The organism is Mycobacterium sp. EPa45 (assembly GCF_001021385.1).
Classification (GTDB): domain Bacteria; phylum Actinomycetota; class Actinomycetes; order Mycobacteriales; family Mycobacteriaceae; genus Mycobacterium.
The window spans coordinates 2577383-2599505 of record NZ_CP011773.1 but is presented as its reverse complement, the minus strand read 5'-3'; the positions used below and the strand labels follow the sequence as shown (position 1 = coordinate 2599505).

Annotated in this window: 19 protein-coding genes, 4 tRNA genes and 1 pseudogene; 13 read left to right on the top strand and 11 right to left on the bottom strand. The window is 63.4% G+C overall.

From position 1 onward, the window contains the following. The first annotated feature begins 167 nt into the window (after positions 1-167). From AB431_RS12355 to AB431_RS12345, 3 genes are all read left to right on the top strand, one after another. A complete protein-coding gene (locus AB431_RS12355) occupies positions 168-1835 on the top strand; it encodes a DUF4209 domain-containing protein (protein ID WP_047330163.1) in 1668 nt (555 codons plus the stop codon). 274 nt (positions 1836-2109) lie between these two features. Continuing rightward, positions 2110-3279 carry a hypothetical protein gene (locus AB431_RS12350; protein WP_052960269.1) on the top strand — a complete coding sequence of 390 codons (1170 nt, stop codon included), beginning with the start codon at positions 2110-2112 and terminating at the stop codon, positions 3277-3279. A 447-nt stretch (positions 3280-3726) separates the two neighbouring features. Next, complete coding sequence (locus tag AB431_RS12345; protein WP_047330162.1) at positions 3727-5253, top strand: helix-turn-helix domain-containing protein; 1527 nt, start codon at positions 3727-3729, stop codon at positions 5251-5253. Positions 5254-5434: 181 nt separating this feature from the next. Here the strand turns inward: AB431_RS12345 and mobF are convergent, their stop codons facing one another. Continuing rightward, entirely contained in the window at positions 5435-8224 is a 2790-nt protein-coding gene (mobF, locus tag AB431_RS12340) for a MobF family relaxase (protein WP_047333352.1), read from the bottom strand. A 368-nt stretch (positions 8225-8592) separates the two neighbouring features. On the opposite strand from mobF, the gene AB431_RS12335 reads away from it, so the two are divergent. Continuing rightward, positions 8593-8799 carry an AlpA family transcriptional regulator gene (locus tag AB431_RS12335; RefSeq protein ID WP_047333351.1) on the top strand — a complete coding sequence of 69 codons (207 nt, stop codon included), beginning with the start codon at positions 8593-8595 and terminating at the stop codon, positions 8797-8799. 119 nt (positions 8800-8918) lie between these two features. Here the strand turns inward: AB431_RS12335 and AB431_RS12330 are convergent, their stop codons facing one another. Continuing rightward, a complete protein-coding gene (locus tag AB431_RS12330; RefSeq protein ID WP_047330161.1) occupies positions 8919-9527 on the bottom strand; it encodes a TetR/AcrR family transcriptional regulator in 609 nt (202 codons plus the stop codon). 98 nt (positions 9528-9625) lie between these two features. Here AB431_RS12330 and AB431_RS12325 point away from each other — a divergent pair, with 98 nt between their 5' ends. Beyond that, entirely contained in the window at positions 9626-10936 is a 1311-nt protein-coding gene (locus tag AB431_RS12325; RefSeq protein WP_052960268.1) for an NAD(P)/FAD-dependent oxidoreductase, read from the top strand. Positions 10937-11194: 258 nt separating this feature from the next. On the opposite strand, the gene AB431_RS12320 is transcribed toward AB431_RS12325, so the two are convergent. After that, entirely contained in the window at positions 11195-11497 is a 303-nt protein-coding gene (locus tag AB431_RS12320) for a ribbon-helix-helix domain-containing protein (protein ID WP_200902717.1), read from the bottom strand. After that, entirely contained in the window at positions 11494-11826 is a 333-nt protein-coding gene (locus AB431_RS12315; protein WP_047330160.1) for a hypothetical protein, read from the bottom strand. The genes AB431_RS12320 and AB431_RS12315 overlap by 4 nt, the downstream gene beginning before the upstream one ends. Before the next feature lie 179 nt (positions 11827-12005). Between AB431_RS12315 and AB431_RS29930 the strand changes: the two genes are divergently transcribed. Both AB431_RS29930 and AB431_RS12310 read left to right on the top strand, forming a co-directional pair. Next, on the top strand, positions 12006-12215 hold the full coding sequence (locus tag AB431_RS29930; RefSeq protein WP_235435888.1) for an AlpA family transcriptional regulator: 210 nt from the start codon (positions 12006-12008) through the stop codon (positions 12213-12215). A 122-nt stretch (positions 12216-12337) separates the two neighbouring features. Further along, the gene (locus tag AB431_RS12310; protein WP_047333348.1) at positions 12338-13426 is read left to right on the top strand and encodes a site-specific integrase; all 1089 of its coding nucleotides are present in this window, start codon (positions 12338-12340) and stop codon (positions 13424-13426) included. Positions 13427-13521: 95 nt separating this feature from the next. On the opposite strand, the gene AB431_RS12305 is transcribed toward AB431_RS12310, so the two are convergent. Next, positions 13522-13596, bottom strand: a tRNA-Val gene (locus tag AB431_RS12305). Positions 13597-13770: 174 nt separating this feature from the next. Between AB431_RS12305 and AB431_RS12300 the strand changes: the two genes are divergently transcribed. The 3 genes from AB431_RS12300 (at position 13771) to AB431_RS12290 (ending at position 14035) form a co-directional block, all read left to right on the top strand. Then, positions 13771-13843, top strand: a tRNA-Gly gene (locus tag AB431_RS12300). A gap of 30 nt (positions 13844-13873) precedes the next feature. Next, a tRNA-Cys gene (locus AB431_RS12295) sits at positions 13874-13947 on the top strand. 13 nt (positions 13948-13960) lie between these two features. Next, positions 13961-14035 (top strand) — tRNA-Val (locus AB431_RS12290). Between the two features lie 121 nt (positions 14036-14156). On the opposite strand, the gene AB431_RS12285 is transcribed toward AB431_RS12290, so the two are convergent. Beyond that, a complete protein-coding gene (locus tag AB431_RS12285) occupies positions 14157-14657 on the bottom strand; it encodes a hypothetical protein (RefSeq protein ID WP_047330159.1) in 501 nt (166 codons plus the stop codon). Positions 14658-14816: 159 nt separating this feature from the next. Between AB431_RS12285 and AB431_RS12280 the strand changes: the two genes are divergently transcribed. Next, on the top strand, positions 14817-15995 hold the full coding sequence (locus AB431_RS12280; RefSeq protein WP_082135658.1) for a cytochrome P450: 1179 nt from the start codon (positions 14817-14819) through the stop codon (positions 15993-15995). Between the two features lie 233 nt (positions 15996-16228). Here the strand turns inward: AB431_RS12280 and AB431_RS12275 are convergent, their stop codons facing one another. The 3 genes from AB431_RS12275 to AB431_RS12265 are packed head-to-tail and all read right to left on the bottom strand — an operon-like array spanning position 16229 to position 18868. Further along, positions 16229-16522, bottom strand: coding sequence for an EF-Tu/IF-2/RF-3 family GTPase (locus AB431_RS12275; RefSeq protein ID WP_047330158.1), 294 nt, complete (start codon positions 16520-16522; stop codon positions 16229-16231). A 4-nt stretch (positions 16523-16526) separates the two neighbouring features. After that, positions 16527-17027 (bottom strand): hypothetical protein, encoded by a 501-nt coding sequence (locus AB431_RS12270; protein ID WP_047330157.1) that lies wholly within the window; start codon positions 17025-17027, stop codon positions 16527-16529. A gap of 2 nt (positions 17028-17029) precedes the next feature. Continuing rightward, a complete protein-coding gene (locus AB431_RS12265) occupies positions 17030-18868 on the bottom strand; it encodes a long-chain fatty acid--CoA ligase (RefSeq protein ID WP_047330156.1) in 1839 nt (612 codons plus the stop codon). A gap of 149 nt (positions 18869-19017) precedes the next feature. Between AB431_RS12265 and AB431_RS30390 the strand changes: the two are divergent. After that, positions 19018-19143: pseudogene (locus tag AB431_RS30390) on the top strand (ornithine decarboxylase); the annotation flags it as partial. Here AB431_RS30390 and AB431_RS12255 read toward each other — a convergent pair. Beyond that, positions 19140-19598 (bottom strand): SRPBCC family protein, encoded by a 459-nt coding sequence (locus AB431_RS12255; RefSeq protein ID WP_047330154.1) that lies wholly within the window; start codon positions 19596-19598, stop codon positions 19140-19142. The pseudogene AB431_RS30390 and the gene AB431_RS12255 sit on opposite strands and share 4 nt — an antisense overlap. Positions 19599-19679: 81 nt before the next feature. Here AB431_RS12255 and AB431_RS12250 point away from each other — a divergent pair, with 81 nt between their 5' ends. Continuing rightward, positions 19680-20414: a Clp protease N-terminal domain-containing protein gene (locus AB431_RS12250; protein ID WP_047330153.1), complete on the top strand. Its 735-nt coding sequence runs from the start codon at positions 19680-19682 to the stop codon at positions 20412-20414. Positions 20415-20457: 43 nt separating this feature from the next. Here the strand turns inward: AB431_RS12250 and AB431_RS12245 are convergent, their stop codons facing one another. Continuing rightward, entirely contained in the window at positions 20458-22065 is a 1608-nt protein-coding gene (locus AB431_RS12245) for a GAF domain-containing protein (protein WP_235435926.1), read from the bottom strand. Positions 22066-22123 lie beyond the last annotated feature (58 nt).

Genomic DNA, 22123 nt, shown 5'->3' with positions numbered 1-22123 from the left:
CGAATGGGCGCGGGCCGAGCGCTGGGCATCGAAATTCCTCCGAATAGAGGTGTCGGACCGCGGTTCTACGATCTCCAGCTATGAGCGATACGACAGACCAACCGCGAAACGTAGCCTGGTACGCAGCCGCGATTGACCGAGCCGCCTCCGCGGAGAGCGTCTTTTCCATGGCCTACGCGATCCGCGAGGAAGTCGGAGTGATGCTATTCGGCGACCTGCCGGACGACGCCACTCTCGAACTGAAAGCTACCTGTTGGGCCTTTGACTACATGGTCGACTGCGCCGGCAAAGGGGCCCGTCTCATGCCGCGAGTGGAAAGCGACGATCCCGATCCGCCGCCGATCAAGTCTGTCGGCGAGGACGTGCGTCAGGTTTGGCGCGATCTTCTCGACCGTGTTGAGGCGGCGTCAGGGCGGGCCCGGTTGGCGCATGCCTTGTTTCAATGCGGTGGGGCGGCGGCCCTCGTAAATGCGAGGATCGCGGTCGATAACTACATCGACGCCGCAGCCCAGTGGAACCGCGCCGCTGACTCCGACGAATACCTGCGTATCGCTGCCCGACTTGCACGAATCATCGGTGATAACAGCGCCATCCAGCGAGCCCTCGGTCAGTTGCTCGATGGGGCAGAAGCTGCTCTTCAAGCGGAGCCAAGCGAGGGCCCCGGCTACGTTCTTAGGCCGCTCGACTACGCCGTTAGCGACCCGGACTGCCCCGCCCGGGTCGATAGCCTCTTGGACCAAGCCTCGGAGAAATTGGCCGACGCGCGCGACCGCGATCGCGCGCTGCAGATGGTCTTCGGTCGCTGTGCTAACGATGAATGCCGAAATAAGGTCTGGGAGAGGCGCGTTCTCAACTATCTCAACGCTGCTGAAGCCGCGTCGGGGATCATCCAACTTGTGCACCGGCAAGATGCGTTGAAGGTCGCCGAGGCATCGCGGATACCTGAGCTGAAGGAACGCGCGGCAGCGGAGCTGCAAACCACTCGCTACGAGGACCTTGAATTGATCCGCATTGAAACCAGTGCGGCAATGTACCTGGAGCTGTTCGACCAGACCCGCGACCAAATGTCCTCTGGCGCAACATGGCAGGAAGCACTCCTGTCGTTCGCCAAGTATGGTCCACTGAGCGGCAATTACGAGCAGAACTGCGCAACCGTTGAGGCCAACCGTAACGCAGCCCCACTCACGGCGCTATTCCCCGACATGATCCTGGGACCCGATGGGCTGCCGATTTATCAAGCCACCAGCCCCGAGGACCGCTTCGACGGTGACCTCACAAAATGGGAAGCGCAGCTCATCAGCGGGAATCTGCGGCCAATGGCCGCAGCGCTTCACTCGATACCCGAACGTTTTGGAATGCCCGAGCAGGAAGCGTTGGTGGTGTTTCTCAGCCAGTGGCCATCGACAAACCCATACGTCATACAGGCCGCTACCCTTGCCCTCCAACGTTATTGGTGCGGAGACTACGAAGGAGCCGTATACACCGCTACGCCGTGGATCGAAAACGCGATACGCCAAGTGATCCTGAACGCAAACCGAGGCATATACATGCTGCAGAACATCCGTAAACCCGGCCAGTACCCGGGACTCGGAGCAATGATCGATCTCCTCCCAGGCGTATTCACGCTGAGCGACAGTCGATATCGATTCCTTAAGGCCACCCTGACCCACCCGCTCGGATTCAACCTGCGGAATCAACTCTCACACGGCATTGGTCTCTACAACTCTTCGCAAGCGGCCGCGCTCGTCCTGCACACGCTGCTGACCGTCAGCCTCATAACTCAGAAACCACCTACCAAAGGCGACAATGAAAAGCCATCGGGCGAAGGAGAATGATGAAGAGCCCGTATCGCAAACCCCTGAGCCCGACTGGACAGACCTTTGCAAAGTCGACGATCGAGCCGGAGCTGTCGGTCCGCGGGATTAGCCTCCTTTGTATGGCAACTTACCCCGCGGAAGCGATGTGCACTGAATGTAATCGGCCGGCCCGTGTGACGGTAGCCAAACCGGTCTGGTCGCATGGCCTAGACGAGCGGTCGAAGTGGATCGTTGACGTCGACTGCGACAACTGCGGTGTGCAATCAGGATGGCTGCCGGGCGTTGACGGGAAGTGACGGGAACCGGCCTTTTCGACCAGGTACCCCGAGATGATGACCCCGCCAAATACAGCGAAGCCCATTTCGAGTTCCTTAATCGCGCCGGCGGCACGGAGTACGAGGCAGTACGAGACTTGATCGAGGATTGGTACGCGGAGTATCCAGACGCCACGGGCGACCTACGGGCTCGATTCCGAAAACACGATGTCCACCAGCATGCCGCAGCCTGGTGGGAACTCTACGTATTCATCCTCTTCCGCCGACTCGGATACTCGGTAACAGTGAACCCCGGACAGGGGCCGGACTTCTTTGTCTCGAAAGGCGCCTCATCAACTCACATCGAGTGCGCCGTTCTCTTTAAAGATGGAAGCCGGTGGAACTCCGATAGCGAGAGATGGGCACTCGATTGTATAGACGCGGCCCGTAATCCGGATTTCCTTGTGGGTGTCCGAATCGCTTCGTCCGGGTTGAGACTCAAGCGAAGCCGAGTCATCGCAGACGTGGAATCTTGGCTCAATACCTTGGACTACGAATTAGTCCGCAACACCTTGACGCAACGCGGCGAGCGGCCATCGCAGATGTTCGATTTCGGCGATGACAATTGGCGGGTTACGTTGTCGGCCATTCCATTTAGCCCCGACAATCGGGGCGAAGATTGCGGCCGAATAGGAGTCGGCCCGGGCAGTGGCGCATTCCCCGTCGAGAGTGCTATTGAGATCCGAAAAATTCTTAAGGACAAGCGCGAACAGGGCCGTGCCCACAGCGGGTCCCTCGCGGTGGCCATCTTGAACTGGACTATCTTCGCTAGGCCGAGTGAAGTCGAAGATGCACTGTTCGGCTCCCACGCTGTTAGTTCAAATGGCGAGTCGGCATCGATAGTGAGGGCAGCTGACGGTTTCTGGAACCCCGGGCCCCCGCCACGCGGAGCGGGAGTGTCCGCAGTGCTCTTTGCCCAACGCATCTCAATGTCGCGGCCGTTCACAGAGCTTCCGACGATGTGGCTGAATCCCTGGGCACACCAAACTCTCACGGTGCAACTTCCGTTAGAAGCACATACATGTGACGACAGCGGGCTGGTGTTCAAGCCGGTTGAGGCATCGGCCGATACAGAGGCCATCTTTGGCTCTCCACCGGACTGGCCCTGGCTGGCACGCTCTGACCCCGCGGCCTTTGGCGAACATTAGCTGCCGCCGCCCCCGAACAACTCCATGCAATCCGTTGCTGTGTCGCGCTGTGTCGACGGATGCGAGCCGCTCAGCTTCCGTAGAGCGCCAGATTTGGGCGGACGCCTTCGTGATGGGGGAAGCCATCGCCCTGTGACGTCGAAGACGCCCTTGACTCAGCTGATCAGGAAGTGTGACACCCCGGAATGGAGGCGCTTGATCAGATGCCCACCGCTGCAGCGGGATTGGTCGACGGTGGGCGGAAGCGTGAGCTGGTTATCCGTGAGACTCCGGGTCGAAGGCATTGGCCGGCGGCAGGTTACCAATGCCCTCCGTGATTGCATCCTGCGGCCGGGCACAGAGGTTGTTAGGTCCGCAGCGGCGAGCTGGAGTACTGTCGCCGACGGTCGGGGAGCTGACAGTGTCATGGGAGATTCGCTCGAGGCAGCACGGAAGGGGTCAACAAGCATGATAGTTCCTGACGGGCGCACCGATTACGAGAAGCTCCGGGAGCTGCTCGGCAACCCCGAAGAAACCCACCTCGACCTGAAGGCTTCCGTCGACCTGGGTGTGTTAGAGGATCGTTTGAAAATCGTAAAAGACATTGTGACAATGTCGAATCGGCCCCCGGGTGGATACATCCTCATAGGTGTTGACGACGCTGGAGTTCCGTGTACGCCGATCGGAACCATCAAGGACCGAAGAGCGTTCGACGGCGCCAAACTCGGTGACCTCGTCCGAAAGTACATCGAGGGCGAGATCCACCTCAGGGTGCAGATTCATGATCATGGCAGCGATGAGATCGTGATGGTGTTCGTACCGCACCACCGTGACGGACTTCCGGTGCCGTTCAGCAAAGACGGCGAGTTTATGGATCCCGACGGCAAGGTGGTGACGGTGTTTCGTCCCGGAGAGATCTGGGTGAGAGAAGGGGCCCAGAACGTCCGTCTCCGTCATGCTCACTGGCCGGATGTATTGTCCGAGTACACCGCCAGGATCCGCAAAGAGGCGGGCGACCTCGCCCAGCAAGTCATTCGCGAGTTTATTGCCTCGCAGGCTAATTCGGCCGGCACCCGCAGAGATATCCCCCTTTCGACAAATATGGACTACCCGACATTCGCGGAGGCCGCGGCCACTCTCCTCGAAGTCGACAACGATGTGAGGCTCCGCCAGTTCCTCCGGTCACTGACTCAGTCCATGGCGGCTGGCATGAGTGTGGAGGATTTCGAAAAGGCGCTGAACTTATGGGTCATCTTCTGTGCCCAAGCGCTGTACTTTGAGCGCGGCGACCTGGTCACCGAAGCGATCGAGAGGCTTGGTGATCAATACGTCAAGCTCGGCGTGGGCTCCGATGCCACCAGGAAGCGCCTGTCCACGGTGATCAGGCTCTACGTCATCGGCAGTCTCGCCGTCAGGCTGGAAGCGTGGGAAACGGTCTCCAGCCTGGCACTGAGGCCCGTGCCCTCGGAGAGTTACGGCGCCGACTACACGTACTCCTCCTGGATTCGACACGCACAAGTCGACGCTTCACGCGCAGATCTCACCAGTGGCCGGAACGGATTCATCATCTCGGCTGCACGCGAGCTCATCGTCGATCATTCGGCTATGCGACCTGACCTCGATAACATTGAGTTTCCATCCGATACCGAAATCACGGCTCATGACGTTCTTCTCAATTCCCTGTGCCAGTTTGACCTCGCCTACTGCTTCATCGTCTACACGAGGGGAACAGGCCACGGTAAAGCCTATCCATCCTCTGCCGCGTTCAACGAAGACCGCGCAACGCCTGTGGCCCAGCGCATCGTGTCTGACGCCGACATCCGGCACCGGCTGATTCCCGGGGCCACTGACGCTGAGATCGCACACGCCATGCGTGAGGTCTATCGTGTCGCGATGACTCAATCACTCAGCGAGGGTGGCCGCTGGTGGGGGCCACCACCGACAGTGGATGAGTTTATCGGCAAGAACGATCCGGGGCCGGCCGCACAGGGCTAGACAACCGTCCGCCGGCGCGGTCGCTACGGACGGTCAAACCGTCAAGAAGAAACTGTGCCCGTCGTTGAGTTGGTCCGAGACAAGATGACCGACGTCGCAGAGGCAGCGAGGAGCAACAGCGGACGGACGAGTTAATCGGTTGAGGAGCCGGTACTACTCAGTCGCTGCTCGGATCCCGTGTCTAGAGTTCGACTCCGTCGTTGAGTTCCGATTGCCGGCTCTGGCTCTTTTCGCGATGGACCTCGCTTGTGTCGCCCGAGCGGCTACGTTGCCATTCTTGTAGTGCGGTCTTGCGGTCAGTGACCTGCCGAAGCCGTCGAGACTGTAGTGCAGAAACGTGGCCGAGATCCCGCGAGTCACCCGGCGCCTTGGCTGCGATGTCATGGGCAGTGCGGGCTTGATCGCCCACGTTGGCAACGATTCTGCGAACGAGCTGGGCAGCATGTCGACTCGCGCCACGAACGGCGCCGTGCAGCTGGGGTTGCGAATGGTGGTCTAGCTGCTTGTCACCGCCGAGCTGTTCAGTCAGATAGACGGTATTGGTTTGGCGTCCTCGACTCATGGCGACGTAGAGCAATGCGCGAGTGGTGTTTTCGCTCAGCACAGCGTAGGTGGTGTCAGTGGTGGCGCCCTGTGCGGAGTGCACGGTGATGGCGTAGCCGTGGGTGACATGTTCGCGTAGGTAGTCGCCGGTGAAGACGGTGCGAGCACCGTCGCTGACGCGCCGGGCGGCGATGCGCTGATTGTCGGGGTCGATGGCGTAGACGCGCCAACGGTTTCCATTGCGCACCGGGTCCGCGTGTTGGGTCCTTTCGGTGGCGTGCAAGACACTGATCGTGGGGTCGTTGCAGCGGCTGATGATCAGGTCACCGACAGCGATCTGATGTTCGCGTGCAGCGGTCACGGCTAGCGCGTCCGGGTCGATGGTCTCGGTGTGGATGCGGTGGTTCAGCGCGTCGGCCATCTCTGTCGTGTCGCAAACCAGCAGGCTATCCTTGCCCGCTGCGATGTCACGTCGGTAGCCTGCCAAAGCAGCACTGGCCATGTCGATCTCATCTCCGGCATGCAGGCGATCGTTCTTGCAATACCACTCGATCGCTCGGCGCACCGGGGCCGGTCCTCCGTCACGCAACGCGAGCGATGCGTTGCGTTCCTCGGGGTCGTGCATTCGCCACACCTCGGATAGCCTCTGGGCCCACGGCAAGTCGGCGCACAACTGCGCGAACATGCCGCCACGGGCTTTCACTGGGGCGAGCTGGTGTTGATCGCCAACCAGGACTACTTTTACGCCCCCGAGCGTGGTCGCGGTAAGGAGCCGTCGTAGGTCGTCGGTGCCGACCATGCCTGCCTCGTCGACGATGACCAGATCGGTATACTTCAGGCTCAGAGTGTGACTGTCTATATCGTGGAGTGCTTTCGCGATGGTGTAGCCGGTGTCTCCGGCGCCTTCACGCACCGCGACATCGACGGCATTGCCGGTCGGCGCCAACACGATCACTCGCCCGCTTCGGCGGCGATGAGCCATCGCTACCAGAGCCCGCATTGACGTCGTCTTGCCGGCCCCAGCAGGCGCGCTGAGTGGCTGCACCAACCAGGGTGATATGGCGATATTTACCACTGCGCGTTGTTGATCCGGCGACAAGCCGTCGACGTCGTCACGCAAGCCCCACAGGATTGACCGGGAATCTTGGGCGTCGACGAGATCGAGCACGGCGGCTTCTTCGGCCAGGATCAGATCGAGGGTGAACCGCTCGTGGCCCTCCCGCTGATGCGCGTCGCGTGGTGCGGTCAGTCGCACCGCGATCTCGTCTACAGCTTCCTCGACCAGCTGGCGGGGCGAGCGCGCGGTGTCCACCGGAAGTTGGGCGCCAATGACTTCGACGAGGTCGGCGCGGGTGAATGCGGCCTTCTCGATCGTGGCGGCGGCGTCGGCAATCCGTTGGCGGTCGAACCTCGGTCCGCTTGCTGCAACGCGATCACGCCGGGCCCGGCGATGCGCCGCCGAATCAATGCCAAGACCGCGCTCGTCGGTGCGCCATCCGGCCCGTAGTTCAGCCCACGCGACTTGTTCAGCTTTGCTTGGGCGGGTGGCCTTTTGAGCCGCACTGAGCTGCGCTCCTGTCAGTTCACCCCCGTCGTTTACGACGAGATTCCCGGCGGCCCACTCGCGCAGTTGGGTGGAGCGTTGCGACCACGCGGCGATGCTGCTCGGGTCGATGCCAGCGACTTCGGCCATGCCCGTTGCGGGGTCGACGGGCAGCCATTCGTAGCCCAAAGATTGGTGCAGTTCGCGGCGCAGCGTGGCCTGATAGATGACTCCAGCGGCCTTGGCTTCGTGGTACAGCGAGGTGCCGTCGATCGACACCATCGCACCATCGGCACGGGCTTGCCGGTTGGGGACGATGACGTGGGTGTGCAGGTGTGGATCACCGGCTCGGGAGGTCTCGTGCTGGTAGGCAACCGCCACCAAACCGGGGAGCCGAACGAGGTCCTTCTCCCCCGTGATCGGGTTGTGCACGCGGGTGTATCCGGCATGGGTCGCAAGGTATTCCATCGCCTCAGAAAGGGCGGCCGCGTGGGCGTCAGCGATTGCTTTATCCGCCACATCGTCGGCGCGGATTGCGCGGATCAGCGATACCGACTTCGGCGCGCAGAACGTCAGATCGAAGCCATGCACACTGCCGCTTCGGAACCCGCGGCCCGCCGCACCGTTGGGCGATTCTCCGCCGACCAACCACCTCTCGACGACATCGGTTTTTGCCTCTCCCCCCGCTCGATCGAGGTCCGACAATCCGACGAGTTCGGCTGCGCGGCGGGCGTCCCCGGCGCACAGCCAAACGGGTGTGCGGGTGTCGTGTTCGGAGTAGTACTCCCCCAGCCCGCCGCCAGCCGTCTGAGCATCAAGAGCGGCTCGGGCGGTGTCGTTGTAGTAGTTGATCGACCAGGCCGACAGCTTGGCAATCGTCAGCATGTCGATCACCTCTCGAACCCGAGATCGCCCGGGGCTCAATACCGCTGGGCGGCGAACGAAACGTTCGCTACCGCCAATCTCGCACACCCTTGTGCAAATGTGCCATAGTTATTAGAGGTGATTTCGGATGAATTGCTGTGCCGCTCAATGGCTTTGAAGATCAACGGGAAGCGATGGGAACGGGTGGGAAGTGGTCAAGTGTAGGCGATCGAAGGTGCGGGAGTGCTTAAGGGGAAGCCTGGGTGCCAGCAAGCGCAGGACTTGGGGTTCGCGTCCACCCGATGTCGATTGCGTTCGACGTCGCTCAAGACCGGGGCGCGAGCGACGATGAATCAGGGATCACTCCTGTGAGGCAGAAAGAGGTCGCTATGGAGGAGCCGGTCGAGAGGTGGATTTCTCGCCAGGAGCTTGCCGACCGCTACGGCGTACCGGTGAAGACCCCGGCCGTGTGGGCGTCGAAAGGCGCCGGTCCGCCGTTCGCACGGTTCGGGCGCCACGTCCGGTATCGACTCAGCGACGTGATCGCCTGGGAAATCGAGCAGCTTTCCAAGGCTCGCCATCACGAGACGTCGTAGCGCCCCCTCCGAATCCTGCGAATCGTCTCAAGTCGGACGTGCGCCATCAAACTCTCTCCACTGCGGCCAGAGCCGGTTGGCGCAGTGGACTGAGGATCTCGAGCTGGCACCTGTCGTTATCAGCCGGGCGACGCGCTGGCGAGCAGAGAGGCGAGGAGCTCGACTCCGCGGAAAATATCGCCGGCTGGGCGATCGGCGAAGTTTCCGGTCGCGAACAGCGTCGCGTAGCCGTGGGACATTGACCAGCCGGCGATGGCGAGGCTGGCAACGTCGACCTCGGTGACCACCTCGGAGTCGCCAACGCTCTTCAAGCTTCGGCGGGCACTTCCGTACAGGGTGTCGAACGCCTCAGTGCGGGCCTGCTTCAACTCGGGGTCATCCTGATTGCACAGGGATGGCCGGAACAACACTTCATAGAAGCCGGGGTTCTCAAGCGCGAACCTCACGTACTCGGCCCCTCCGAACAGAAACCCCCGATCGCTAGCGGCGGCAGGGCTGATTGCCGCTGCCATTCGCCGAAACCCTTCCGTGGCGACGGCGGTGAATAGACCAGTTTTGTCAACGAAGTGGTGAGCAAGCGCTGCATGCGTGACGCCGGCCCGTCTGGCAATTCGGCGCATCGAAGCAGCAGAGATGCCCACCTCTTGCACTTCGATGACTGCCGCGGCAACGGCGGTCGCACGCAGGTCACCGTGGTGGTAGTGCCGCTGAGCGTCCTGTGGAGACATGCGTGGATGATATCGCGTACTCGATTTGACCATTGATAAGTTTCCAGCTCATGGATAGTCTTACCGTTGGTAAGTTGATGCTGTCATGAGGACCGCAGATGGAATCATTCGACGTCGTCATCGTCGGCGCCCGCTGTGCTGGTGCGTCCCTCGCCACGTATTTGGCCCGCGCTGGCCTACGGGTCTGCCTGATGGACAAAGCCGCCTTTCCCAGCGAGACGCCGTCCACGCACGTGATTCAGCCCCGCGGCGTGGGAGTGCTCGCAGAACTCAATGCGTTCGAGTCGCTACTGGCACGGGATGCGGCGCCGTTGGAGCGGTTCAGCCTTGTCGTTGACGACATCCGCATCGATGGCACTCTCGACGGTGCCTACGCGTTTCCGGGACTGAACGTACGCCGAGCAATCCTCGATCAGACGCTGCAGCAGGTGGCGGTGAAGGCCGGCGTAGACGTTCGGACAGGCTGCCGCGTTACGGGGGTCCGCACGCACAACGACAGGGTCATCGGCGTCGACACTGCTGATGGATCCGTGAATGCCCAGTTGGTGATCGGGGCCGACGGCCGGGGGTCGATTGTGGCCAAGTCGGTTGCGGCCATCAAGTACTTGGTGAAACCGGCGGGCCGGATACCGGTGTGGGGGTATTTCGCCACAGGGCCGCAGGAGCCCCGACTGCGGATCGGGCGTCGAGGCAATCTGGCTTATCTGGCCAGCCCCACAGATTCTGGCCTGTACATGGCGGCCGTCGCCGTCGACCATCGCGAAGCGACAGAATTCCTTCGAAACCGAGAAGTTAACTTCCGTAATGCCGTTCGAGGTTGGCCCGAACTCGACGACATCGTGGGAAACGCTGAGCGTCACGGACCGCTGCGAGTAATGGCGAACTGGCACAGCTACTTTCGGGAGTCGGCCGGCCCAGGTTGGGCGCTGGCCGGAGACGCTGGCCATTTCAAGGACTTCACGCCGGGTCAGGGTATCTCCGACGCGCTGTGTCAAGCCAAGTCGCTGTCGTCGGCGATCTGTGAATCAACATCCTCTGCAGCCGCTCGCGACGAGGCGATACAACGCTGGTGGCGCCACCGCGACCACACCTCGTACGACATGTACTGGTTCGCCCTGCAAATGGCCCCACCGGGACCGCCCTCACCGCTGGTCGTCGAACTCCTCCGCCGGGTAAGCCGCGCCCCGGACGGGGCCGCCACCCTGCTGCAAGTGATCAACCGCGACGTCCCATCAACCAAACTTCTCACCACATCGCGGCTCCTCGCCGCGGCCTACATCGCGCTTCGCAACTACCCAGGGCAGCGACGATCCACGCTCCAAGAAATCGGCAGCCAACTCACAACAGAAATCGACAAGTTCCGTACGCGCCTTCGATTCCCACACACCCGCGCCAGTCTTGACTTTTAGAAACACCGGAAGTCAAGAGAACGTGTGATCACGTCCGCTATCAACCTGTGTCGGCTACGTCCCCCCTTAAAGGGCTCTAGTGGAATGGTCCAAGTACCCGCCGTTCCCGACACCAGCCGGTCTGCGCGGTACGGCGCCGTCGGTCACGGCTCGGCCCGCGGCCGACCGCGTAGCGGCGCCGGCCTTGACGGACGGTGCCGCACCGTTGAGCACAATGGTGGCCGTCGGATCGGCGCCACGGACCCCAGCGCCCGAAAGCTAATGCGATCCGACGGGATGGTTGTCGAAGTACTCGACGATGGCCTGTCGAATGAGTTCGGATGCCGAGTCCGACTCACCCGCCTGGACCCGGTGCTCGATCTCGGTTCGAATGCTCTCGGGGAGTCGAATCGGCAGCGCCGGAGTCTTGCCAGCCGCCGGCGTCCCTTTGGCGGGGCGACCTTTCCGGAGAACTGCGGGACTGACTTCGACCGACGTGACTTCGTCGATGGTCGGTGGGTGGGCCGCGTAGTCGTCGGCCATGTCCGCGTAATCGGCACTTGTGCGGCGGCGAGCGGTCATGGTGTGGCCTCCTTCGGCTTGGTTGACCGGGGTTTGCGACGTTGCGGAGCGAAATCAGGTGTGAGGTAGGCATCGAGCCGGAGCTGCGCGACGAGCTTGCGTCGCAGCATCATGGCGTGGAAGGCGACGAGGTGTTCAGGTGCGATCCGGTCGGCGATGACTTCGATGTGCGGTTGGTTGTCGTCGGCGCGGCCGACATAGAGGGTGAGATCGGCATTGGGCCGGCGAGCGACCAGGCCCAGTCGTAGTTCGGGGTAGGTGATGACAGCGCGGATCTCGGCGTCGGTGATCAGGTGATCCCTGGCGCTGGGTTCGATGTCGATCCGCACCCCGTAAAGTGTAATACACTTTACGGGGTTTGGCCCACCCTATTGAGGAGACATCGACACCCGGCGGGTGGTGTCGCGCGCCAAAACTTCTCCCGGACCGATGCTGCATAAGCCCCAAACCGGCCACATGATGACGGTAGGGGCCGCCCACTGCGGGGAGCCTGGATGAGGAGAGCATCGTGAGCGTTATCGATGACGGAAGGGAAATGCTTACAGCACAACAGGTTCGAGAGATTACTGGCGTGCCGGTATCAACCCTTCACGATTGGGCGGCCAAGCGGGAACGCGGCATCAACGCCCCCGGCCCACATCACTTGCGGCTCAGTGACCGGCATCGGCGCTGGGCGCTGAAAGACGTGCAGGACTGGCTGGATTCCACGCGCGTGTAGGCCTCGCGCCACGCATCGCGCATGCACAGGAGCCCAATCATCCACAACGGGCTACGTCACACCGATTTCTGTCGGTGGTGGATGGAACACTGTGCAGCACAACCCTGTTGATGGAGTTCACCATGGCTATCATTCGCCGTGAAACCCGCCTCGGCCCCCGATTCGACGTCGAATGGCGACTGCCTGACCGGTCAAAACGCCGCAAAACCTTCAAGACCGAACGCGAGGCGCGCATCTTCGAAGCGGCGATCGTCACCAAGACCGCGTCCGGTGACGTCGTCGACCCCCGGGCCGGGCGAATCACCTTGGCAGAGGTCTATGCAGCGTGGCTTCCGTCCCGGCTCGACCTGAGCCCCAAGGTGCGGCGGGGATATGAAGATATCTGGCGGCTGCGGCTGCAACCACGGTTCGGCGGATGGCAGGTCAACAAGATCGACCACCAGTCGATTCAGAAGTGGGTCAACGAGATGGCCGCCGACGGCCTGAGCCCCCGCACGCTGCGCTGGTATCACTCGGTGCTCAAGATGTGCCTGGACCATGCCGCCGACGACGGGCAGCTTCTCGGCCGAAATCCCGCCGCGCGCACCAAGTTTCCACCTATGCGCCAAACCACGCACACGTATCTCACCGCCCCCGAGGTCGCAGCACTCACACTGATCTGTGGCGACAACGGTGACATCGTGGCGCTGCTGGCCTACACAGGGCTGCGGTTCGGCGAACTGACCGGTCTCAACGTCGAGGACGTCGACCTCACGGCGCGCCGGATTCGCGTCCGGCGTTCGATCACCCAGGTCGGCGGCAAGCTTGTCGAGGGCAATCCGAAGTCAGCCGCCGGCCGCCGCTCTATCCCGATCCCCCAACGCGTCGTGCCGATCCTGGAGCAGCGTCTGGCGGGACGACGCCCGGGCGAACCGGCGATCACCTCGCCCCAGGGCTCACGGCTCGGCCTGGAGAACTGGAAGCGCTCCGTGCGCTGGCGGGAGTCGATCGTCGAGCTCGGCCGGCCCACGCTGCGCGTGCACGATCTGCGGCACACCTACGCGTCATTGGCACGAAGAGCCGGAGCGGATCTGCGCCTGCTGCAGAAGACGATGGGCCACGCATCGATCACCGTGACCGCCCATACGTATGCCGATCTCTACGACGACGAACTCGACGACGTGGCGTCGGCTCTCGATGCGCTCGACGACCGGCAGGTCGATCACCCCTGACGGGTTGGCCCTATTTTGGCCCTATCGATCTCGCGATCGCGGTTTCTTGAGGTGCCGACTGGCCGAAAATATGCCCTCTGATCTGGGCTTTTAAGTGGTGGTCCCGGCTGGTATCGAACCAGCGACCTTCCGCGTGTGAGGCGGACGCTCTCCCACTGAGCTACGAGACCCCGTGCGCGCGCACCGTGACGGTGGCGATTCGCCGACCAGGAACACTAGCACGGCGAAGCCATCGGCCCGGAATGCGCCAGCGCCAACACACGTGAACAGTGGGGATTTGTGTGGCTTCGCTTGCGTCGACTATTGTCGTGCTTCGCAGCGGGCGACGATCTCGTCCGAAGCGCGCGGATGTAGCGCAGTTGGTAGCGCATCACCTTGCCAAGGTGAGGGTCGCGGGTTCGAATCCCGTCATCCGCTCGAAGGTGCAAGTGCGGCATCAGACCCAACGGTGGAGTGGCCGAGTGGTGAGGCAACGGCCTGCAAAGCCGTGCACACGGGTTCGATTCCCGTCTCCACCTCCAAGAGATCTACCCCGCGCGATTAGCTCAGCGGGAGAGCGCTTCCCTGACACGGAAGAGGTCACTGGTTCAATCCCAGTATCGCGCACCAGAGTTTGTGCAGCTCAGTAGCAGAATTCGGGCTCCGCCCGCGTGGCCCCGGTGCGAACGCCATTGAGATCTTTGAGCGCCCAGGTCGATCCTTCTTCTCACCTACTCGAGACAACGGGAATCTAGGTGCGCTCAGCGGTCATGTTCATGTCGACCGTGCCCTGGCACGCGCCAGTGAGGATTTCGGTGTGCATCGTGCCGGCGAGGGACCCGTCAGCTTGAGGCGTGTATCGCACCTCGGCGTGGGCTGGATTCCACTGGCTCGTCCCGTCGGGCATCATGCACTCCCACTGGAAGTCGCTGGCTTGCGTCCACGACGAACCATCCCAGGTGAACCGAACAGGCTGCGGAACTGTCGGGTTGCTCGGCGCAGGACCGCTTGTGATGGTGGCAGTGCACTTTCCACTCGTACAGCTCGATTGAAGTCCATAGGTTTCGGTGTGCTGCTGCTCGGGCTGACCGGCCGCCATACTCGTGCCGGCTTTCGGACCAACGATGAACGTGATCGCGTACTCGCCGTTCCAGGACGCGGGGTCGGCGGCCGCAGCGACGGGAAGACACAGGGCGGTCGCAGCCGACGCTCCGCACAAACCGAGGAGTGTGCTCAGGCCGCGCCGATCCATGTGAGCCACGGCTCAATCGTAGAGCCGGTAGCGGCCGACCGGCCGCCTTTCGCCTGCGGCGAGCGCGATTCATGCGACTCCGTCGACGCCATATCGAGCACAAGACCAATGGTCTCAAAAATGATTCCGCCGCATCGCCGACGGTCGTACGCTCCAACCATGACCGCTCCCGCGCAGCTGCCGTTCCGTCAGAGTCATCCACTGCGCTCCCCCGGCGACCTGCTCGCGTTACAGGACACCGGAGCAATACACAAAGTCCTCACCGCGGTCGGCGACGAGGCGTGGTTGGTGACGGGCTACTCGCTGGTGCGCCGGCTGATGGATGACGAACGCCTTGGCCGCACCCACCGCGATCCGGCCAATGCACCGCGCAGCCGAACCTCGGCATTGTTCGGCGGCCCCATAGGCGATTTCGAATCCGAGCCGACCGACCACGCCCGCATGCGCCAACTACTGCAGCCGCACTTCGGCCCGCGCCACATGCGCACGCTACAGCCGAAGGTCGAGGGCCTGTGCGCCGACCTGCTCGACGACATGGAACGCCAGGGATCACCGGCCGACCTGCTGACCGCCCTGGCTCAGCCGCTGCCGATCCTGGTGATCTGCGATCTGCTCGGCGTTCCGTATGCCGACCGGGACCGCTTTCGGCTCTGGGTCGACGACGCCGCCTTCTCACCCGACGACGCCGTCTCGCTCAAGGGACTCGAATCCCTCCTCGGCTACGGCATGGAACTGGTGAACGCCAAGCGCGCCCACCCCGCCGACGACGTCATCTCCCGGCTGTGCGACGAGCCCGACCTCACGGACTTCGAGATCGCCACCCTGGCAATGCAGCTGCTCTTCGCCGGGCACGAAACCACGGTGACGCAGATCTGGGTTGGTTCGTTGGTGCTACTGAGCAATCCCGATCAATGGCGCGACCTGCTGCACCATCCAGATCTCATCCCCAAGGCGGTCGAAGAGATCCTGCGCGCGGGCATGACCGGCGGTGTCGGAGTGCCGCGCTATGCCCGCGCGGACATCGACGCCGACGGCGTGATGATCCGCCAGGGTGATCTGGTCCTACTCGACCCGGGTGCGGCCAACCACGACCCCGCGTTCTTCGCCGACCCCGACCGGGTAGACCTGTCCCGCACCGGCGCGGCCCACGTCGGCTTCGGATACGGCCTGCATTACTGCGTTGGCGCGGCGCTTGCACGACTGGAACTCAAGACCGTCTACTCGCAGCTCATCCCCCGCTTCCCGACGCTGCGGCTGTGTGCCGATCCAGCGACCATGACGACCGGGTTCCATTCCTTGTCGCACGGGCTCCCCGAATTGCCGGTGAGCTGGCAGTGACTATCTCCAGCCCACAGCACACCCTTACCTAATCGTCAATTTTTAGGCGAAAGTGGACGCTGACCGCCGCGTTTGTCGTACGGTTCTGATTACGCTGAAACCACAGCCGACCGGTCGGGGCCCGGTTCGATCACACCGGAGTTCGACCGTCACAAGCGGGTCTCCAGGGGCGGGCTACGCGAAGTGGCCACCCCCTTGGGCCACCGGCCCCCCGCCCCTGGGGACCACTTGGTCTACAACCTCATCTCGACGCCACCCGAAGCCGGCTCTACCGCGCCCGTGGTGAGCACGTCACCCGGCGAAAGGTCGCCACGGCCGAAACGCGAGAACAGCAGCCCGACGTTGTCGCCTTCGACCGCCTCGTCCACCTTCTTGCGGAAGCTTTCGATCGCGTCGATGGCGACCGCACGGGTGCCGTTGATCCGCACCTCGTCGCCGACCGCGATCTGACCCTGCTCGACGCGACCCGTTGCGACAAGACCGCGATTTTTGATGACGAAGACGTCCTGAACCGTCAGTCGAAACACGTGCCTATCCCGTCCACGGGGGCTGATCCTCGGACCACAGACAGTCGCCGTTCAAGGTGATGGTGAACAGCTTGGGCAGCACAGCGAACTGCAGAGGCCGGCCCGCATCACCGCGCGAAGACACAACAGGCGCAAGCTCTCCCGGGCCGATCACGGTGACCTGATCGGCACCGCACACCGCGCCCGGGTTGAGCGGCGTAGCGGTCCAGCGCCCCGAGCGCAGGTTCGGGTTACGAAACCCCTGGCCGTGCAACGTGATTCCGGAGCCATAGCTCAGCCAGCGACTGACCGGATCGAACGGATCGAGAACCGGCGCCCAACTGCCGGACTCCTGGCACACCAGGAATTCACCGACATTGGGCAGTCGGGTCATCGCGTCCGCGAGATCCGCCGGGCACGGCGCCCCGGCCTGCGGCACCGGGACGTCGGCGCGCGCGGGCGCCAACGCGAACGGCAGGGCGGCGGTCACCCACGTCGCGGCCAGCAACGCACCGCAACGCCTCACGGTCAGCCGTACAGCTCGTCGATGTTGTCGTGGAAGTTCTCCACGACCGACTTGCGCTTGAGTTTCAGGCTCGGTGTCAGATCGCCTGCCTCGACGGTCAACTCGCGATCGATGATCGCGAACCGCTTGACCTGCTCCCAGCGATTGAGATGCTTGTTGAGAGTTTCCACGTACCCTTCGACCATTTTCCTGGTCTTCTCGTCGCGGGCGACCTCTTCAAAGGATTTACCCTCCAAGCCATTTCGGTCGGCCCACTCCTTGATGGACTCCGCATCCAAGCTCACCAGCGCGACGCAGTAGGGCTTGCCCTCGCCGTAGATGATGATTTCACTGGCGAACGGGCAGATACCCTTGAAGGCGGCCGAGATCGCTGAGGGCGCCACGTATTTGCCCTGCGAGGTCTTGAACATGTCCTTCTTGCGATCGGTGATCCGCAAGAAGCCCTCGGCGTCGAGTTCCCCGATATCACCCGTATGGAACCAGCCGTCGGAATCGATGGCCTCGGCCGTCGCCTCGGGCAGGTCGTGGTATCCGCTCATGACGCCCGGTCCCTTGAGCAGCACCTCACCGTCGGCGGCGATCTTGACGTCGGTGTACGGCAACGTCCAACCGACCGTGCCAAACCGGTAGGCGTGCAAGCGATTCAGCGAGGACGCCGCCGAGGTCTCGGTCAGCCCGTACCCTTCCAGGACGATCGTGCCGACCGCGTCGAACCACTGTGCGATGTCGCGGTCCAGTGCCGCCGACCCGGAGATGAAGAACCGCAGTCTCCCACCGAATCGCTGCCGGATCGTGTTGAACACCAATCGGTCGGCAAGTTTGTGTTGCAACGCCAGCAGGGGTCCGACCCGGTGGCCGGCCTGCCGGGCGCGAGAGACTTCCAGCCCCACGTCACTGGCCCAGTCGAAGAGCCGCTTCTTTACGCCGCCCTCTTCGGCCATCGTCTCGGTGATGCGGCCGTGCACCTTCTCGAAGATGCGCGGCACCGCACCCATGAACGTCGGCCTGATGATTGCCAGGTTCTCGACGATCTTGTCCACCCGACCGTCGATGACGGTTGGGAACCCCATCACCAGGGGCATGGCCAGCATCACCTTGCCGAACGAGTGTGCCAGCGGCAGCCAAAGATAGTTGAGGTCCTTGTCAGACAAGACCTGCAGCGAATCCAGCGCCGCCGCGGTATAGGTCCACGCCTCGTGGTGCAGCCGCACGCCCTTCGGCTTGCCGGTGGTACCGGAGGTGTAGATCAGGGTGGCCAGCTGCTCGGGCGGGATCGCGTCGATCCGCTCGGTCACGGCGGTGGGATTGTCGGCCAGAAGCTGCTTGCCCAGCTGCTCGAGATCGTCGAGCGTGATCACCCAGTCGTCGTCGCTCGTGCCGTCGATGATCACCACCTTCTCGACGGCCGGCAGGTCCGCACGGTTCGCGGTCAGCTTGTCGACCTGAGACTGGTTCTCTGCCACCACAACGCGGCTGCCCGAGTTCGCCACGATGAACGCGGTGTCCTCGGCGTTCGTGCTCGGGTAGACCGTCGTCGTGGCCGCCCCCGCAGCCAAGATGCCGAAGTCGACGACGACCCACTCGTAGCGAGTCCCCGACGCCAGAGCGACCCGATCCTCGGGGTTGATCCCCAGGGCGATCAGTCCCGCAGCGATCAGTTCGACCCGTTCACCCACCTGCGCCCAGGTGACACTGGTCCACCCGTCGTTCTCGGGGTAACGGAACGCTTCGGCGTTCGGGGTGGCCGCGACACGATCCAGGAACATCCGCGGCACCGACGGCGCGCGGTTGTCGATCCTGCTCACGTCGGGCCGCTCTTCGGATTTGCGCGGGCCTGCCATGGCGCGAGTTTATGTCGCGGTGCGCCGCCCGTGGGGGAATCGGGAAGCGCGGGCAAAGCGATTCGTCGTCGGCGCCGTGGGGACGCGCCCTCTACGACCAAGCGCGAGCGCCGTCGTTGGAGGCGATTCAGGACCACCGCAAAAGCTCAGTGCCCGGCGAGCGTCTGAACGAGGCCGTGATCGACTACCTGTGCCGCGGCAAGGCCGCGAGCGTGGCGATTCCCGACGCCACTGATCCGTCGCTGGACTGCTTCCGGGTCAGCGACGCCAGCTAGGACTGTTCGAATTCAGCCGGTTCGCGATCCGCGGCGAGGTTTGCCAGCCGCCAGGTGGATTCGCGATTGCGGGGCCAGAATCCGGCGAGCTGGATCCGGTTGGGCACGAACTTCATCGGGCCCTCGACCGCCACCTCGGCCATCTCCAGGCGGCAGCCCCCGTCGATGTCGCTGAGCCGCAGGGTGATCCGGGCGGCCCCTGCGGGACCGAGCTTCGCCAACAGCACCAGTTCCTCTTGCGGAGTGCAGCTGAGCACGACGGTCTCATCGTTGATGACCGCCGGCCACACGCCGATCGAGTGCAGGATGCGGGTGCCCGGCGCCGGCCAGTCGGCGTCGACCGCGCGCATGCGGCTGTTGCCGACCACCCATTGCGAGTAGGTCCACCCGTCGGCCAGCACTTCCCAGACTCGTTCCCGTGGCGCGTCGATGTCACGCGTAACGCTCGTTGGCATACAGCGCGGGTACCCGCTGGACGGGAAGTAAACCGTCAACCACCAGTTGACGAATGGCCGCCGTCAACTTACGGTTGACGCATGGAAGACAGCGCCCGCATCGCCTATCCCGTCCGGCTCGACGACCTGATCGAGGCCATCAAACGAGTCCACACCGATGCCCTGGACCAACTCGCCGACGCCGTACTGGCCGCCGAGGCGCTCGGTGACATCGCCGATCATCTGATCGGGCATTTCGTCGACCAGGCCCGCCGGTCCGGCGCCTCTTGGACCGACATCGGCAAGAGCATGGGCGTCACCAAACAGGCGGCACAGAAGCGCTTCGTACCGAAGATGACGAATCTCGATGCCAACGATCTCGACCCGGAACAAGGGTTCAGCCGGTTCACCCCGCGGGCGCGCGCGGCCGTCGTCGCCGCCCAGAACGTCGCACACAAGGCGGCCAACGCCGAGATCACGTCCGACCACCTGCTGCTCGGCCTGCTCACCGATCCGGCCGCGCTGGCCACTCCCCTGCTCCGCGCCCAGCAGATCACCGCGGACGCCGTGCGCGCTGCCGTCACGTTGCCGCCGCCAGTCGCCGATCTGCCGGCTCTGATCCCGTTCGACGCGGGCGCTCGCAAGGCGCTTGAGCTCACCTTCCGTGAAGCACTTCGCCTGAACCACAACTACATCGGAACCGAGCACATGTTGTTGGCTCTGATGGAGGCCGAGACCGACGACGGCACGCTGCACCGGCTCGGCTTCGACAAGGCCCACGCCGAGGCCGACGTCGCCGACACACTCGCCGCGATCACCGCGGCCAAGTCGCCCTAGGTGGGACGTTCTGCGCCACGGGGTGACTGGTCAAGCGTTCGAGTCATTCCGCTGCTAGCGGAGCCCGCCATACCAATTGCGTGCCACCGGATTCGGGCTGAACGATTCGAAAAATACCCCCCGCGGATTCCGCGCGCCGGGCGAGATTGCGCAAGCCGCTGCTGCGCGTGTTGTCGGGCGGTATCCCACTGCCGTCATCGGTCACCACGATGCTCAGGTCGTCACCGACGGCCACGCTCACCGTGATCCGACCGGCGCCGGAGTGGCGCACGGCGTTGCTCACGGCTTCGGTGACCACCGCTTCGGCGTGGGCGGCGAGTTCAGCGGCGACAACGCTCAACGGGCCGCTGAGGTTCAGCGTTGCCGCAACGTCCCGGTTGTTTGTCAGCTGCTCGAAGACGGTGTGAATGCGCGCCGCCAGCCCCCCTGCCGAGTCCGCAGGATGCTTGAGATTGAAGATGGTCGAGCGGATCTCGGTGATGACAGCCTGCAGCGCATCGACCGACCGCGATAGCCGCTGCGCCAACTCCGGGTCTTTGACCCGGGCGATCGCGCCCTGCAAGTCCAATCCGACGGCAAACACCCGCTGAATCACCTGGTCGTGCAGGTCGTGCGCGATGCGCTCCCGATCGCTGAGCAGGGCGAGCTCAGCGGTGTACTGGCGTGCCCGGGCGATCGTCAGGGCGATTGCGGCATGGCCCGCGAAGTCCCGCACGAGGTCGAGGTATTCGTCGGTGAAATGCGAAGCATTGACGTTGCGTGCCACGACAAGCACCCCGAGGCTGTGCCCGTCCGCGGACAACGGCGCGACGATCGCCGGACGTTCGCCAACGTCGGTGAAAGCCTGGATCGGCTTGCGGAAGGTCTCGGTGATCAACGGCTCACCTGAGCGAAACACCGAGCCGGTGGTCGAGCCGTCGACCGGTATGCGCTGGCCGAGTACGTCGTCGGCATATCGGCCCACTGCGGCAGACACCACAAGCATGTCCACCTCGTCGTCAGGCTGGTCGGCATCCTCGGGGACGAGCACAATGGCCTGCTCTGCACCGGTGAGTTCGCGCGCACGCTCGGCGATCAGCTGCAACGGCCTGAGGATGGGCTGCCCGTCGGCCAGGACGGTGGCGGTGATTTCGCGACTTGCACTCGTCCATGACGCTGCCAATCGGGTGGCGTCGAAGAGCTGGGCATTGTCGATGGCGACCGCGGCAACCGACGCCAGTGCACGCGCGGTCACCTCGTCGGACTCGGTAAAGGCACGCCCTGGGCGGTCGTCGGCCACGTAGAGGCTGCCGAAGGCCTGGTCGCGAACTCGGATCGGTATTCCCAGGAACGCGCGCATCGGCGGGTGCCCGTCGGGAAAGCCGGCGGACGCCGGGTGCTGCGTCAGATCGTCGAGGCGTAACAGCTCACTTCGTTCCCGCAGCGCACCCAGGATTCCTTTGCCGACCGGGAGGTGACCAATTCGATCAACCGTGGGGTCGTCCATCCCGTCGTGGACGAACGAGGTCAGGGTCCCGTCGGGACCCCATACTCCGATTGCGCCGTAACGCGCTGCGGTCAAGGTCAACGCTGCACTGATGATGCGGTGCAACGTCGGATCCAGCTCGAGATCGGAGCTGATCTCGATCGCCAGTTGCAGTAGCAGGCCCATTTGGTCGCGGTCGGCCGCCAGCTCATCGAGCTGATCATGAATCCGGCGCACATCCCCC